At 61.3% G+C, this 15,684-nt stretch carries 10 protein-coding genes; 7 read left to right on the top strand and 3 right to left on the bottom strand.

Annotated elements, in window-relative coordinates:
• Window positions 1-186: 186 nt before the first annotated feature.
• The 3 genes from R1T44_RS10355 to gorA form a co-directional block, all read right to left on the bottom strand.
• Complete coding sequence (locus R1T44_RS10355; protein WP_225346674.1) at window positions 187-2,769, bottom strand: TRAP transporter permease; 2,583 nt, start codon at window positions 2,767-2,769, stop codon at window positions 187-189.
• Between the two features lie 528 nt (window positions 2,770-3,297).
• Window positions 3,298-4,281 carry a TAXI family TRAP transporter solute-binding subunit gene (locus tag R1T44_RS10350; protein ID WP_215824541.1) on the bottom strand — a complete coding sequence of 328 codons (984 nt, stop codon included), beginning with the start codon at window positions 4,279-4,281 and terminating at the stop codon, window positions 3,298-3,300.
• Between the two features lie 542 nt (window positions 4,282-4,823).
• Window positions 4,824-6,212: a glutathione-disulfide reductase gene (gene gorA / locus R1T44_RS10345; protein WP_043334248.1), complete on the bottom strand. Its 1,389-nt coding sequence runs from the start codon at window positions 6,210-6,212 to the stop codon at window positions 4,824-4,826.
• A gap of 383 nt (window positions 6,213-6,595) precedes the next feature.
• Here gorA and can point away from each other — a divergent pair, with 383 nt between their 5' ends.
• From can to R1T44_RS10310, 7 genes are all read left to right on the top strand, one after another.
• Window positions 6,596-7,249: a carbonate dehydratase gene (gene can / locus R1T44_RS10340; RefSeq protein WP_043334249.1), complete on the top strand. Its 654-nt coding sequence runs from the start codon at window positions 6,596-6,598 to the stop codon at window positions 7,247-7,249.
• 1,017 nt (window positions 7,250-8,266) lie between these two features.
• Complete coding sequence (locus R1T44_RS10335; RefSeq protein WP_284726085.1) at window positions 8,267-9,862, top strand: ABC transporter substrate-binding protein; 1,596 nt, start codon at window positions 8,267-8,269, stop codon at window positions 9,860-9,862.
• Between the two features lie 319 nt (window positions 9,863-10,181).
• Window positions 10,182-11,228: an ABC transporter permease gene (locus R1T44_RS10330; RefSeq protein WP_317291955.1), complete on the top strand. Its 1,047-nt coding sequence runs from the start codon at window positions 10,182-10,184 to the stop codon at window positions 11,226-11,228.
• A complete protein-coding gene (locus R1T44_RS10325) occupies window positions 11,225-12,208 on the top strand; it encodes an ABC transporter permease (RefSeq protein WP_284726086.1) in 984 nt (327 codons plus the stop codon). The genes R1T44_RS10330 and R1T44_RS10325 overlap by 4 nt, the downstream gene beginning before the upstream one ends.
• Before the next feature lie 20 nt (window positions 12,209-12,228).
• The gene (locus R1T44_RS10320; RefSeq protein ID WP_317291954.1) at window positions 12,229-13,281 is read left to right on the top strand and encodes an ABC transporter ATP-binding protein; all 1,053 of its coding nucleotides are present in this window, start codon (window positions 12,229-12,231) and stop codon (window positions 13,279-13,281) included.
• Window positions 13,278-14,357 carry an ABC transporter ATP-binding protein gene (locus R1T44_RS10315; RefSeq protein WP_317291953.1) on the top strand — a complete coding sequence of 360 codons (1,080 nt, stop codon included), beginning with the start codon at window positions 13,278-13,280 and terminating at the stop codon, window positions 14,355-14,357. Before R1T44_RS10320 ends, R1T44_RS10315 begins: the two co-directional genes overlap by 4 nt.
• A 351-nt stretch (window positions 14,358-14,708) precedes the next feature.
• A complete protein-coding gene (locus R1T44_RS10310) occupies window positions 14,709-15,620 on the top strand; it encodes a LysR family transcriptional regulator (RefSeq protein WP_279838429.1) in 912 nt (303 codons plus the stop codon).
• The last annotated feature ends 64 nt before the right edge of the window (window positions 15,621-15,684 follow it).

The raw sequence follows: 15,684 nt of genomic DNA, 5'->3' as shown, positions 1-15,684 counted from the left end.
GTCAGCGCCTCAGGCATAAGACAGCGCCGCAGGCAAAGTCAGCGCCTCAGGCATAAGACAGCGCCGCAGGCATGAAAAAGCCGCCCACCGAGCATCTCGGGGGCGGCTTTTGTTTATTCCCTCACAGCATCAGCCGTGAGGGTTGGTGCTCAAACGCTATCTTGTCACGCGGATAGCGCTTGGGCGTCAGGCTACGGCGGGTTGCTGACGGCGTCGACGTACCTGCAGGAAGCCGATCAGCCACAGCAATGCCAGTGCCGGCAGCATGGCGATTTCCTTCGGCGGACGCTCAGCCGTCTGCTGGATGCCATCGATGGTGTAGTCGAAATCGATGCCGGCCTGCTGTGCCACGCTGCCGTACTCGATCATGCTGACCAGTACCTGCTCGTCGCTGATATCCAGCGTCAGGCCGACATCGGTCAGACGGGCTTCGCCACTCTCAGCGTCAGAGACCGGCAGCAACACGGTCTTGGAGACCTCGTCGCCATCCAGATTGATGCCCGAGACGTGAATCGGCAGCTTGCTGTCCACCGGCGCTTCGGCGATCAGCGTCTCGATCTGCTGCGGCGCGGCCATGGTGGTCGGCGGATAGATCATGTCCCACCAGTAGCCCGGACGGAACAGCGTGAAGGTGATCAGCAGCAGACCGATGGTCTCGTACCAGCGCGTGCGCGTCAGCCAGTAGCCTTGCGTCGCCGCCGCGAAGACCAGCATCGCCGCGACGGCCGAGGCCACCGTGATCGCCAGATGCCAGTAGCTGTCGATGTTCATCAGCAACAGATTGGTATTGAAGATGAACATGAACGGCAGGATCGCGGTGCGGATATCGTAGGTGAAACCCTGGATACCGGTCTTGATCGGGTCTGCCTTGGCGATCGCAGCCGCCGCGAAGGCGGCAAGCCCCACCGGTGGCGTGTCATCGGCCAATATCCCGAAGTAGAACACGAACAGGTGGACGGCGATCAGCGGCACGATCAAGCCGTTTTCCGCGCCCAGATTGACGATGACCGGCGCCATCAGCGTCGAGACGACGATGTAGTTGGCGGTCGTCGGCAGGCCCATGCCCAGAATCAGGCTGATCACGGCGGTGAAGAGCAGGATCAGCATCAGGTTGCCGGCCGAGATGAACTCGACGAAGGCGGTCATCTTGAGGCCCAGCCCGGTCAGCGTCACGGTGCCCACGACGATACCTGCCGCCGCGGTGGCCACGCCGATGCCGATCATGTTCTTGGCGCCGATCACCAGGCCATGGAAGAGGTCTTCGCCACCGCGTTGTGCGGCGCCACCGACATTGCCTTCCTTGCGGAAGATGGCCACCAGCGGACGCTGGGTCACGGTGATGAAGATCATGAACAGCACGGCCCAGAACGCCGACAGCCCCGGTGACATGCGCTCGACGGTCAGGCACCACACCAGCACCACGACCGGCAGCAGGAAGTAGAGACCGACCTTGACGGTCGGGCCGACCGGCGGCAGTTCATCGATGTCGCCTTCCCCAAGTTCCGGGAAGCGTGCCGAATAGGCGATCAATGCCACATAGGAAGCCAGCAGCAGCGGCAGCACGATCCAGACCGCACCATCCCCCGCCAGGGTCTTGATCCAGCCGATGCCGTAGTAGACGACCAGCGTGAGTATCCCCATGCCGATGAAGACGGTCAGGAAGGTCAGCAGAGTCGCGATCATGCTGGTCTTCTGGGTGCGCTTGAGGCCTTCCATGCCGGCCTTGCACGCTTCCAGGTGCACGATGTAGATCAGGGCGATGTAGGAGATCAATGCCGGCAGCAAGGCATGCTTGATGACGTCAAGGTAAGGAATGCCGACGTATTCGACCATCAGGAAGGCCGCGGCGCCCATGATCGGCGGCGTCAGCTGGCCATTGGTGGACGCGGCCACTTCCACGGCACCCGCCTTGGTGGCCGGGAAACCGACCTTCTTCATCAGCGGGATGGTGAAGGTGCCGGTGGTGACGACGTTGGCGATGGAGGAGCCGGAGATGATACCGGACAGGCCAGAGGCGACGACGGCGGCCTTGGCCGGTCCGCCCCGCATGTGGCCGAGCATGGAGAAGGCCATGCGGATGAAATAGTTGCCGGCGCCAGCACGTTCCAGCAAGGCACCGAACAGCACGAACAGGAACACGAAGTCGGTGGAAACGCCGAGCGCGACCCCGAACACCCCTTCCGTGGTCAGCCACTGGTGGCCGAGCAGCTTGTTGAGACTGGCCCCGGCATGCGCGATGACATCGGGCATGTAGGCGCCGAACAGGCTGTAGAGAAGAAAGACGCTGGCGACGACCGCAAGGGGCGGCCCGAGTGCGCGCCGTGTGGCTTCCAGCAGCAGGACCAGGCCGATTCCCGAGAACACCAGGTCCACGGTGGTATAGGCGCCAGCGCGACGTGCCAGTTCATCACTGAAGATCAGCACATAGGCGACACCCGCCACGGCGAAGATCGCCAGGGCCCAGTCATAGAGGGGAATGCGATTGGCGGGAGCACCTTTGTAGGCCGGGTACGCCACGAAGGCCAGCGAGATGGCAAAACAGAGATGCACGGCGCGCGCGGTGTCGGAATTGAGCAGTGACAGCGGCGAGGCGTGGTAAAGCTGAAACAACGACCATGCCAGTGGAATCAGCCACATGAAGTGGCGGCCCACGAAGCCTACGGGATGACGGCCGCCGGTTTCCGACTCCAGCATCTCGAGGACTTCAGCATCATGATGCGTCTCGGCGTCTGGCGCCTGAGACGTTGCTGCAGTTTGGGTTTTGGTCATTTTTTGTGATCCGGTACGCGAGTCAGGCGATGGCTGACAGGTCACCTTCTTGCTCGACCAGAAGGCCCTGCTCAACCACATGCTTATCAAGCTGGTTACGTCTTCAGTATGTCCGGCCTGACAGATGTTTCCATTGATTCACCCGTTCAGGGCGTAAATTTCCTGAACGATTTCCTGAACGGGCAGCGAGCTAGGCTCGTGACGAGCGTGAGACCTTGTATGGTCACGCTTGTCCATGCTGCGGCTGCCGTCACGCCACTTGCCACTCGCAGGCAGGTCTTGATTACGCAATGACGGCGGGTGTCTCTGCTGTGCTTTCCCTGCTTGGCCTTTTCTTGCTTGGCCCTTTCCTGCGCGGCCTTTTCCTGCTCGACTTAAGTGGCCGCCCGGGAATGCAGACTTTCCACAAGCACGGAGACCGCAACGAGTGCGGTCTCCGGGAATTCCCTGTGCTCCCTATGCTCGGCTCCCTGAGCGCAGGGTGAGCGTTCATGCACGGCGCCTCGCAGGCGAGGCGCGCAGGGCATATCACTCGCTCAGCAGGCCAGCTTCCTTGTAGTACTGCTTGGCGCCATCGTGCAGCGGCGCCGTCAGGGAAGCATTGACCATCTCTTCCTTCTTCAGGACCTGGAACGCCGGGTGCAGGCGCTGGAACTGATCGAAGTTGTCGAACACGGCCTTGACCACTTCGTAGGCGACGCGATCTTCGACTTCGGCACTGGAGACGATGGTTGCGCGGACACCGAAGGTGGTCACGTCGTCATCGTTGCCGCGGTACATGCCACCCGGGATGGTCGCGACGGAGAAGTAAGGCTTCTCTTCGACCAGCTTGGTGACGGCGTCGCCGGTGACATTGACGATGTTGGCGTCACAGGTGGTGGTCGCTTCCTTGATGGAACCGGACGGGTGACCCACGACGTAGACGTAGCCGTCGATCTTGTTGTCACACAGTGCGGAAGACATCTCGGAGGCCTTGAGCTCGGAGGCCACGGAATACACGCTGGTGTCCTTGTCCTGAGAGGACAGCAGAGTGTCGATGGTCGAGCGCTGACCGGACCCCGGGTTGCCGATGTTCATGCGCTTGCCTTCCAGCTGGTCGAACTCGGTCACGCCGCTGTCCTTGCGAGCGACGACGGTGAACGGTTCCGGGTGCAGGGAGAACAGTGAACGCAGGTCCTTGTTCGGGCCGAAGTCTTCGAAATCGCCCTTGCCTTCATAGGCATTGTAATGCGCGTCAGACTGGGCAACGCCCATGTCCAGCTCGCCGGTACGGATGCTGTTCAGGTTGTAGCCGGAACCGCCCGTGGACTCGACGCTGCAGCGAATGCCGTGTTCGGCCTTGCCACGGTTGACCAAGCGGCAGATTGCACCACCAGCCGGATAGTAAACGCCTGTTACACCGCCGGTGCCGATGGTTACGAAGGTCTGCTCGGCGGCGCTGGCGCCTCCGGAGATCCCCATCAGGCCAAGACCTGCGGTCGCGACCGCCGCTGTCAGCGACTTCTTGATCATGGTCATGTTGAAACTCCCTTTGCTGGCTTGTTATTGGTCTTGCCGTCGTGCACCTCGATACCGGCCAGGCCCTTGCTTGTATCGCGTGTGAAACAGGCCGATTTTCAGGCTTATCCACTGCCACATGGCTGATATTTCAGTAATTTGAGGTGCATAACGCTGCACTGAGACTAGCATAGCTGAAGTGCGCGAGTACCAGCTTGTCATGCTTTATGCTACGAAAGGTGTAGGTGTTGGCAGTGAACTGCGCAGACAGCGACTAGTCCCTCGCCAGACGAGGATTGCCGCTTCCTCATTGCGTGCAACTTTCAGTACGGATTCAGATAGTCGCTGTTGCTGACTGTGTAACCTGCAACGTTACTCAGTAACCATGACTCCCCTTTCGCAGTTGATTTGCGCCTGGGAGCACGCAGAAGACGCATGCAAAAACGCCCCACGGCAAGGCCGTGGGGCGTTCTGTTTTCGACGTTCAGTCAATCTTTTCGGCGTTCAGTCTTTCCGAGGCTCAGTCATTTAGACGAGCCGTCTTTGCGACTGGCTTGTCAGGTGCGCGTGACACTGCGCATGGTGACGAACTCTTCCGCTGCCGTCGGGTGAATGCCCACGGTCAGGTCGAAGTCGGCCTTGGTCAGGCCGGCACGCACGGCGATGCCGATGCCCTGCATGATCTCACCCGCTTCATCACCGACCATGTGCACGCCGACGACCTTGTCGCTGGCGTCATCGACGATCAGCTTCATCAGGCTGCGCTCATCGCTGCCGGACAGGGTGTGCTTGAGCGGACGGAAGTCAGCGGTGTAGACGCGGATGCTGTCGAACTTCTCGCGCGCCGCTTCCTCGCTGAGGCCGACGGTACCGATGTTCGGATGACAGAATACCGCTGTCGCGATGCTGTCGTAGTCCAGGCCACCCACGACGCCATCGCCGAAGTGCGCACGCACCAGGTGCATGGCTTCTTCAAGCGCCACCGGCGTCAGTTCCGGACCGCCGATGATGTCGCCCAGCGCGAGGATGGACGGGGTGGTGGTCTCGAAGCGCTCGTTGACGCGTACGGTGCCATCGACATTCAGCGCCACATCGACATTCTCCAGCCCCAGGCCTTCGATGTTCGGCTTGCGACCGGTGGCGGCGAGGATGCAATCCACTTCCAGCACCTGGCCATCGCTCAGGCGCACGCTGTAGACGTCGCCCTGCTTGTCGATGGACTCGACCGTGGTGTTGAAGTGCAGGTTGACGCCCTTCTTGGCCATCTCGTCACGCGTGAACTCGCGCACTTCGTTGTCGAAGCCGCGCAGGAACAGGTCGCCGCGATAGCTCAGATGCGTCTCGGCACCCAGACCATTGAAGATGCTGGCGAACTCGACGGCGATATAGCCACCACCGATGACGAAGAAGCGCTTCGGGAAGCTTTCCAGATCGAAGATGCGGTTGGAATCCAGCGCATGTTCACGACCCGGGAAGTCCGGCAGGAACGGCCAGCCACCGGTGGCGACCAGAATCTTGGCCGCGGTGTGGCGCTCGCCATTGACGACGACGGTGTTGGCATCGGCGATGCTGGCACGGCCTTCGATCAGCGTGGCGCCGGAATTGTTGAGCAGATTGCGATAGATGCCGTTCAGACGAGAGATCTCGGCGGTCTTGCGATCACGCAGGGTCGCCCAGTCAAAGCGCGGGGCGTCGCCCAGATCCCAACCGAAGCCGGCGCTGTCCTTGAAGGAGTCATGATAGTGGGCAGCGTAGGAGTAGAGCTTCTTGGGCACGCAACCGACATTGACACAGGTACCGCCGAGGTAGCGGTCTTCTGCCACGGCAACGCGGGCGCCGGTCGCGGCGGCGGTCCGGGCAGCGCGAACGCCGCCGGAGCCGGCACCAATGACGAACAGGTCGAAGTCAAACTGGCCTGTCGCAGGCTGATGGGTCTGATCGGTCACGGGAATCTCCTTGATGAATTGGCCACATGGTATCAGGACTCGCGCGGCCTCGGGAGTCCCGTGTCGCTGGGCACGGTTACCCGCGTATCGGCCTTCAGGTTGACCCTGTGGCCTCTGACACGGTAAATATGTCCAACAAGCATGTTAGACAAAAGTTACAACGTGCTGGCACAGGGGCTAGCACCGTCATTGGCGAAGCGCTCTGCGGGCGCGTAACATTGTTGCTCGTAACCTTAGCGCTCTTACGTCTTGCCTGACGCTGCCGTGAATGCCTGCCTGTTGGCCTGAGCCAAGAGGCTCTGCGCCCGAGAGGCATCACGGCCAACGCCCCTGTGCGACAACCGTCCCCTGCCCCCGTCATTTGAAAAAGTGGTCTCCCTGCCATGAGCAATATCGAAAAGCTGCTTGAGCAAAACAAGGTCTGGGCTGAATCCATGACCGAGCGCGACCCTGAGTTCTTCAAGCGCCTATCGGACCAGCAGAATCCTGACTTTCTGTGGATCGGCTGCTCGGATTCCCGCGTACCGGCCAACCAGATCATCGACCTGCCGCCCGGCGAAGTCTTCGTGCATCGCAATGTCGCCAACCTGATCCACTACAACGACATGAACGCGTTGTCGGTGATCCAGTACGCCGTCGATGTCCTGAAGGTCGAACACATCATGATCGTCGGCCATTACGGTTGTGGTGGCGTGCGTGCCTCGATCACCGGCGGTGACAATGGCATGGTCGACTACTGGCTGCACACCCTGCGTGAGCTCTACAACCTGCACTATGACGAGCTCAAGGACCTGCCGCTGGATGAGCAGGTCGACCGCATGTGCGAGCTCAATGTCCGCTCTCAGGTGCAGAACCTGGCCAGAACCAAGATCCTGCAGCGCGCCTGGGAGCGCGGTCAGAAGCTGGAAGTGCACGGCTGGGTCTACGGCCTGTCCGATGGTCGAGTGAACAATCTCGATTGCACCATCAGCAACCTGTCACAGGTGCCGCAGCTGTATCGTGTGGACCGCATCGAGCCTTTGCCGCAGCAGGACTGATCAGGCCGACCTGATCCAGCTGCCGGTGCTGCAGGATGCCGGTAGCAACATCAGCGCCCTCCAACGCGCCTCCCACCCGGGAGGCGCGTCGCGTTTCAGGTCTCCCGTGCGCGATCGCGCCGAACTGGGTCTGCTTTCTGCTCTTTATGTCCCTCCCTTTTACTGTCCCTTTTTGCAATATCCTTGCTTGCCTCCTCGGCAACCCTTCGTCGGTTCTGATCACCTAGGGTTTGGCGTCTATTGAATGGAATCAGGCCTGGCAGTCACCAGCGCTGGAAAGTCTTTCACGTGTTTTCAGCGCAGCGTTCGGGAATTTGACAGCGCAGTATCGACCTTGCAGCCCTTCGTGGAGGGCCTCTGAGGCGCAACTTTGGTCGCAGAACGCTAGGCGCACCAATCAAGTGCAGAGACTGCACGCAGTGGAGAATCACTGCCTATCCTGTCGGCTTTTCTGCCGCTGATGGTGTCTGTTTATCGCCAGGTGGCGTGAAGCCGGGTTGGCGCTATTCAGCGTACGCAATGTCACTCAACCAGGCGCTGTCGGCTGACGGAACTGATACACACCACGTCCATGCAGCGCCCGATAAATCCCTCAAATCTCGATCATCATGCTTGCTTCAAATAGTTGATTGTATTGGATTTTACTTGTCGTTAAGGCTTGCAGTGTGAACGAGGCAGGCCAGAGTCACGGCGGCTTTCCCAGCATATGGAAGTGCTGAATCGCTCCGTATTGCCCTGAGAGGAAGCGCGCGTAGCTCACGGCGTTATTGAGGTGAGAGATGGCGTTGCCGTGTGACATCCGGGCTGTCGCTTCGTCGATCTCGCGCCCTGCACCAACCTGGATGACGTTGCGTGGTCAGGAAAAGGCTATTCACCACCTGCATCCGGCTACTCAACATTTCGATTGTCCCGCGACCAAGTGACTCTCTACTGTTAGAACGCATCCTGCGCGCCTGCCTCGTCAGCCGCGCAGGATCGCCACAACAACAATCAAACTACACAAGCAAAGGGATGCTCATGACCCGTCAGAATGCCCTCCAGTCTTTCTTGCCCAAGAAGACCCTGTGTGCGCTGATCGGCAGCGCGACATTGGCCATGGCGGCTCCGGCAATGGCCGAAGACGTCACCCTGCGCATGGCCTACGACGCTGACCCCGTGACCCTCGATATCCACGAACAGCTATCCGGCGGCACCCTGCAGCTGTCGCACATGGTCTACGACCCGCTGATTCGCTGGAACAAGGACCTCGGCTTCGATGGCCGCCTGGCCAAGAGCTGGGAGCGTGTCGATGACAACACCATGCGCTTCCATCTGCGCGAAGGCGTCAAGTTCCACTCCGGCAATGACTTCTCCGCCAAGGATGTGGTCTGGACCATCGAGCGCCTCAAGAAGAGTGCCGACTTCAAGGCCATCTTCGCGCCGTTCACCGACGTCAAGGCCGTCGATGACTACACCGTGGACCTGGTGACGGACAAGCCGTTCCCGCTGGTGCTGAATGCCGCCACCTACATCTTCCCGATGGACAGCGCGTTCTATTCCGGTGAGACCGAAGACGGCAAGGCCAAGGATGAGATCGCCAAGGCGGCCAACACCTTCGCCTCACGCAACGAGTCCGGCACGGGCCCCTACAAGGTCGCGGACCGTCAGCAGGGCGTGAAGATCAGTTTCGAGCGCTTCGAGGATTACTGGGATACCGAATCGCCGGGTAACGTCGATGACATCGTGCTGACGCCGATCAAGGAAAACGCCACGCGTGTCGCGGCGCTGCTGTCGGGTGACATGGACTTCATCGCGCCGGTACCGCCGACCGACCTGGAACGCATTCGCAAGCAGGATGGCGTGCATCTGGTCGAAATGGGCGGCACCCGCATCATCACCTTCCAGATGAACCAGGAGCGTGTCGAAGCCTTCAAGGACAAGCGTGTCCGTCAGGCCGTCAACTACGCCATCAATCAGGAAGGCATCGCCCAGAAGCTGATGAAAGGCTTCGCGACCCCCGCCGCCCAGATGTCGCCGGATGGCTATCAGGGCCACAACCCCGAGCTGACCCCACGCTATGACGTGGCCAAGGCCAAGGAGCTGATGAAGGAAGCCGGATACGATGATGGCTTCGAGATCAGCATGATGGCGCCCAACAACCGCTATGTGAACGACGCCAAGATCGCCCAGGCCGTGGCCTCGATGCTGGCCAGGATCAACATCACGGTCGACCTGAAGACCCTGCCCAAGGCCCAGTACTGGCCGGAATATGATGCGCGTGCTGCCGACATGATGATGATCGGCTGGCACTCGGACACCGAAGACAGTGCCAACTTCTTCGAATTCCTGACCTTCTGCCCGGATGCCGACAGCGGTGTCGGTCAGTACAACTCCGGCAACTACTGCAACCCGGACGTCGACAAGATGGTCACCGAGGCCAACCTGGAGACCGACACCGAGAAGCGCGCCAAGATGCTGCAGGCCGCCGAGAAAGCCGTCTACGACGATGCCGGTTTCGTGCCGCTGCACTGGCAGAACCTGGCCTGGGGCGCGCGTGATGGCGTCAACATCGAGCCGGTCCTCAACGTGATGAACTTCCCGTACCTGGGGGATCTGGTCATCGACCAGGAGTGATCCCACGCCATGAGTGACAGGCACTGAACCGCCTTGCATCGTTCAGCGCCATGTTCCTGGCCACGCACCCCTCGCGACAGGTAAGTCAGGCAACCGGAGATAGCCTAAGCGAACTCTCTGGTTGCCCTGCTGACCTGAACGAGACGACTTACCCCCGCCTGTCGTTTTCCTCGCCATCGCCTCTCGGTGATGGGTTGGGGAGCCTGTGCCCGATGGCAGGCCAGCGACAGGCGGGATACCTGACACCCAGCGTGATCGGCCAGCATGGATAGAGCCGACGCGCGCGAGACCGTGATGTTCACGAGGAAGGTGGCGATCCATGATTGCCTTTCTGATCAAACGCCTGATGCACGCCGTACTGGTCATGTTCGTGATCAGCATCATCAGCTTCGCCATCCAGGACAACCTGGGCGACCCGCTGCGCGAGATGACCGGCCAGGCCGTGTCGGAAGCCCAGCGTGAGGTCATGCGCGATGAAATGGGCCTCAACGACCCCTTCATCACCCAATATCTGCGTTTTGCCGGCAATGCCCTGCAGGGCGATCTCGGCAACTCGTACTTCTACAAGCAGCCGGCGACCGAGGTGATTCTCAAGCACCTGCCCGCCACGCTGGAGCTGGTGATGGCCTCGAGCCTGATCATCATCCTGCTCTCGGCGCCCATCGGGGTGTTCGCGGCGATTCGCCCGCGCAACTGGCTGTCACGCCTATTCATGGGTACCTCGATCATCGGTATCTCGGTACCGGTCTTCCTGACCGCCATCGTGTTGATCCAGCTGTTCGCGATCGGCGTGACGGTGGACTGGTTCCCCAGCGACACCACCTGGGGCAGTGTCCTGAACGGCACGCTGTCCACCGATGGCGGTATGCCCTCCTACGGACGTGGTGAGCTGGTACACGTCGCGGGCACCTGGTCGAGCGGCTTCTTCACCGCCGACGGCCTCTGGCACCTGGTGCTGCCGGCCATCTCGCTGGCCTCGATCATGCTGCCGCTGTTCATCCGCCTGATTCGTGCCGAGATGATGGAAGTGCTGCAGTCGGACTACATCAAGTTCGCGCGCGCCAAGGGTATCGGCCTCAAGCGTATCTACTTCCTGCACGCACTGAAGAACACCATGCTGCCGGTGATCACCGTCGGCGGCGTGCAGATCGGCACCATGGTCGCCTACACCATCCTGACCGAGACCGTCTTCCAGTGGCCGGGCATGGGCCTGATGTTCCTCGAGGCCATCACCCGCTCCGACATCCCGCTGATCGTGGCCTACCTGATGATGGTCGGCGTGATCTTCGTGATCACCAACACCCTCGTCGATCTGATCTACGGACTGGTCAACCCCACCGTCAAGCTTGCGGGGAAACCGGCATGAGCCAATCCAATACCCAATCGAGCAACGCACCCGTCACCCCGAAGACCAGCTCCATCGTGGTCCCCGGCCGTTGGCAGCGATTCCGCGAGTCCTACCTGGTCTACAGCTTCAAGCGTGACTGGATGGCTCAGGCCTGTCTGCTGGTGTTCATCGCCATGGTGCTCGGGGCCTTCCTCGCGCCGTGGATCGCCCCGGCTGATCCCTATGACCTGGCCAGCATCGACATCATGAACTCGGAGCTGCCGCCGGCGTGGATGGCGGGCGGTGATCCGGCCTTCCTGCTGGGTACCGATGCCCAGGGGCGTGATCTGCTCTCCACCATTCTCTACGGCACGCGCGTGTCGCTGTTGATCGGCTTCGGCGCGGTCATCCTGCAGGCATTTCTCGGCGTGACCTTCGGGCTACTGGCGGGCTATCTGGGCGGGCGTATCGATGCCTTCCTGATGCGCATGGCCGATATCCAGCTGTCGTTCTCGACCCTGATGGTGGCCATCGTGGTGGGTGCCATCATCAAGGCGACCTTCGGCGGCGCTGCCTTCTCGGACTACGCGCTGATCCTGTTGATCCTGATCATCGGGCTGGCGGAATGGCCGCAGTATGCGCGTACTGTCCGCGCCTCGGTGCTGGCGGAGAAGAACAAGGAATACGTCGATGCCGCGCGGGTGATGGGCTTCCGCTCACGTCGCATCATGTTCCGTCACATCCTGCCCAACACCCTGTCGCCGATCTTCGTCATCTCCACGGTGCAGATCGCCAACGCGATCATCTCGGAGGCGGCGCTGTCCTTCCTCGGTCTCGGCATGCCGGAGACCCAGCCGTCGCTGGGGTCACTGATCAAGTCCGGCTTCGACTACCTGCAGTCAGGCAGCTGGTGGATCACGCTGATCCCCGGTGGCGTGCTGATCGTGCTGGTCCTGGTCATCAACCTGCTGGGCGACTGGCTGCGTGATGTCATGAACCCGCGTCTCTACAAGGGCTGAGGCCGAGAGGAGTCAAGACAATGGCACTACTTGAAGTCAACAACCTCGACGTCCGCTTCGCCATGCGAGGCGGTGAGGTCCGCGCCCTGCGCGACGTCAGTTTCACCCTGGAACGCGGTGAGCGCCTGGGAATCGTCGGTGAATCAGGGGCCGGCAAGTCAGTCGCGGCCTTCACCATCCTGAATCTGATCGCCAAGCCCGGCTACATCGCCGGCGGCGAGATCACCTTCGATGGTGAAGTGCTCAACACCCTCAAGCCCAAGGCGATGCAGTCGATTCGCGGCAACCGCATCTCGATGATCTTCCAGGACCCGATGATGACGCTCAATCCGGTGCTGACCATCGGCGAGCAGATGATCGAGTGCCTGAAGGCGCACCGCCGCATCTCCCGCAAGGATGCGCGCGCCATCGCCCTGCACAAGCTCAATCAGGTCTTCATTCCCTCACCGGAAAAGCGCCTGGATCAGTACCCCCATGAGCTGTCCGGCGGCATGCGTCAGCGCATCATCATCGCCATCGCGCTGCTGCTGGACCCGGACATCATCGTCGCCGATGAGCCGACCACCGCGCTGGATGTGACCATCCAGGCCGAGATCATGGAGCTGTTGCTGCTGCTGTGCGAGAAGCACAACGTCGGGCTGATCCTGATCACCCACGACCTGGGCGTGGTCAGCCAGGTCACCCAGCGCACCCTGGTGATGTATGCCGGGCGCGTCATCGAGCAGGGACCGACCCGCGAGATCATCAATGATGCTCAGCACCCCTACACCCAGGGGCTGATCAACGCCCTGCCCCAGATGGCCACTCCCGGCAGCCGTCTGAACCAGATTCGTGGCTCGATGCCGACCCTGACCAAGATTCCGGCCGGCTGCGCCTTCAATCCGCGCTGTGATTTCGCGGCGAACATCTGCCTCGAGAAGGTGCCGGCCTTTGCCCACTCCGGCAACTGCAAGGTGGCCTGTCATATGGTCGATGCCATGGTGGCCGGCGAGCGCTGGATCCCGATCATCTCCGATGCCAACGGCAATGGCGCCACTCCCACTGACAGCCACCGCACGGAGGTGAACGCATGAGCGCGGCAATTCTGAAGGACGCTCAGTCCCCCTCCCAGGCCTCCACCCGTGTGGATAGCGCCGAGCTTGGCGAAACCCTGGTGGAAATCCGTGATCTCGAGAAGCGCTTCTCGTTGTCCGGTGATTTTCTCGAGCAACTGACCTTCGAGAAGGGACGCCTGCGTCGCAAGCAGGAATACGTGCACGCCATCAATGGCGTCACCCTGGACGTCAAACGCGGTGAGGCGCTGTGCGTGGTCGGGGAATCCGGCTGCGGCAAGTCGACGGTCGCGCGCACGGTGATGGGGCTGCTCAAGCCCAGCGGTGGCGAGGTCCGTTTTGACGGCACCCGCATCGACAATATGGCCCCGCGGGACCTGCTGCCCTACCGTCGTCGCATGCAGATGATCTTCCAGAATCCCTATGCGTCGCTGAATCCGCGCATGACCATCCAGCAGACGCTGGAGGAGCCGCTGCGCTTCCATCAGCCGACGCTCAAGGATGGCGAGGTGCGCGACAAGATCGAGGAGGTGATGCGCTCGGTGGGCATCGACCCGGACTGGGGCAAGCGCTTCGCCCACGAGTTCTCCGGCGGTCAGCGTCAGCGTATCTCGATCGCCCGCGCGCTGGCGGTGGACCCGGAATTCATCGTCGCCGATGAGCCGATCTCGGCGCTGGACGTGTCGATCCAGGCGCAGGTGCTCAACCTGATGATGGAGGCGCAGGAGCAACGCAACCTGACGTATCTGTTCATCACCCACGACCTGGCCGTGGTCGAGCACTTCGGCACCCGTGTCGCGGTGATGTATCTGGGCACGCTGTGCGAGCTGGCGGACACCCGTTCACTGTTCGCCCGCCCGCGTCATCCCTACACCCAGGCGTTGATGTCGGCGATCCCGCGCCTGCACGATGACAAACCCAATCACATTCGCCTCGAGGGCGAGGTGCCGACGCCGGTCAATCTGCCTTCGGGCTGTGTCTTCCATGGCCGTTGTCCGCATGCCAATCAGCGTTGCCGCACGGAGATTCCGCGCCTGATCGCCACGGACACCGGTCAGGTCGCCTGCCACGCCGTGGAAGAAGGCCGCATCGACTGATGTGATGGCAGTGACGAAAGTGATGACGGCGATGTGATGGGCGCCATCGATCATTGCATTTCCGGCCCCAAGCAAGGAAAGACCGCGCAAGGTTGCCATTGTCATCGGCAACCTTGCGTCTTGCCCTCATTGACGATTGCATCTCGCGTTTTGTGTGGGCAAGATTTCGCACATCCGTTACTGACCAACAGGTCAATTGGCGCCATTGCCCACGATGCTTGAAGAAGATTCAGCGTGGCACCGGGCCCCGATGACGCATCCCCAAGATACTCTGGTGTGACACGTCCGAAGAGATGTGCGCCCGACCTCCTGACATGGCCTGTTCCCAGGCCGACGAGGCACTCCGATTACATGGAAATTCGCTGGCTCGAAGATTTCATCGTTCTGGCTCAGACCCGACATTTCTCGCGGGCAGCCGATGCACAGAATGTCTCTCAGCCCACCTTTTCCCGCCGCATCAAGTTGCTGGAAGAGGAGATGGGCACCACCTTGATCAATCGTCAGACCCTGCCGCTGTCGCTCACTCCCGCCGGAGACGAGTTTCTCCAGCTGTGCGAGCAGATCACCGAGCGCGTGCGCATCACACGCGAACGCCTGCAGGACATGGCCCAGCAGCAAGCCAGCAAGATATCGCTGGGGGCACCGCAGTCTCTGGTGTCGCACTTCCTGCCTGATTGGCTCGATCAGCTTCAGCTGCGTGAACAGGTGCTGCCCTATCTGCGTGCCACCGGCTGGCTGGCGGCCGACTATTTCCACGGGCTGGATCGCGGCGAATGTGATCTGGCGCTGTGCTATTGGCCCCAGGCGCGTGTGGACCTGGGCTTTGAGCTGGACAGTTACCAATACCTGGTGGTCGGCGAAGAAACCTTCATTCCGCTGTGCGCGCCCGGCGCGGATGGCGAACCCCGCCATCAGTTGCCGGGCACGCGGCGCAATCCGCTGCCGTTCATCAGCCCGCATCCGCGCGCCGTCATCGCCACCTCGCTGATGGCCCATCTCGCTCAGGTCCCGATTCAGGCGCATCTGGTCACCATGAACGAGAATATCCAGGCGGCCAACATCAAGGCGCTGGTGTTGCAGGGCTATGGCATCGGCTGGCTGCCGCAGCGTCTGGCCGCAGAGGAAATCGCCAGTGGCAAGCTGGTACGTGCCGGTGACCCGCGCTGGGACCTGAGTCTGCATATCCGCCTGTATCGCCCGCGCGTGCCGCGCCACGACAGTGTCAGTGAACTCTGGCACCAGCTGGAAGCCCATTTCTCGTGAGCCATCCGGGCAGGAGGGTCGCAGGCGCTGATTCTGTGGCACTCTCGCCCCCCCTCATTCTCCA

Source organism: Cobetia amphilecti (assembly GCF_032923285.1).
GTDB lineage: Bacteria > Pseudomonadota > Gammaproteobacteria > Pseudomonadales > Halomonadaceae > Cobetia > Cobetia amphilecti.
This window is presented reverse-complemented; position numbering and strand designations above follow the sequence as displayed.

Excerpts from the sequence above, each read along its gene's own strand:
- R1T44_RS10335 (WP_284726085.1), top strand. The coding sequence starts at position 8,267 with ATGACCCGTCAGAATGCCCTCCAGTCTTTCTTGCCCAAGAAGACCCTG.
- R1T44_RS10330 (WP_317291955.1), top strand. The coding sequence starts at position 10,182 with ATGATTGCCTTTCTGATCAAACGCCTGATGCACGCCGTACTGGTCATG.
- R1T44_RS10350 (WP_215824541.1), bottom strand. The coding sequence starts at position 4,281 with ATGATCAAGAAGTCGCTGACAGCGGCGGTCGCGACCGCAGGTCTTGGC.
- can (WP_043334249.1), top strand. The coding sequence starts at position 6,596 with ATGAGCAATATCGAAAAGCTGCTTGAGCAAAACAAGGTCTGGGCTGAA.
- R1T44_RS10355 (WP_225346674.1), bottom strand. The coding sequence starts at position 2,769 with ATGACCAAAACCCAAACTGCAGCAACGTCTCAGGCGCCAGACGCCGAG.
- R1T44_RS10315 (WP_317291953.1), top strand. The coding sequence starts at position 13,278 with ATGAGCGCGGCAATTCTGAAGGACGCTCAGTCCCCCTCCCAGGCCTCC.
- R1T44_RS10325 (WP_284726086.1), top strand. The coding sequence starts at position 11,225 with ATGAGCCAATCCAATACCCAATCGAGCAACGCACCCGTCACCCCGAAG.
- R1T44_RS10320 (WP_317291954.1), top strand. The coding sequence starts at position 12,229 with ATGGCACTACTTGAAGTCAACAACCTCGACGTCCGCTTCGCCATGCGA.
- R1T44_RS10310 (WP_279838429.1), top strand. The coding sequence starts at position 14,709 with ATGGAAATTCGCTGGCTCGAAGATTTCATCGTTCTGGCTCAGACCCGA.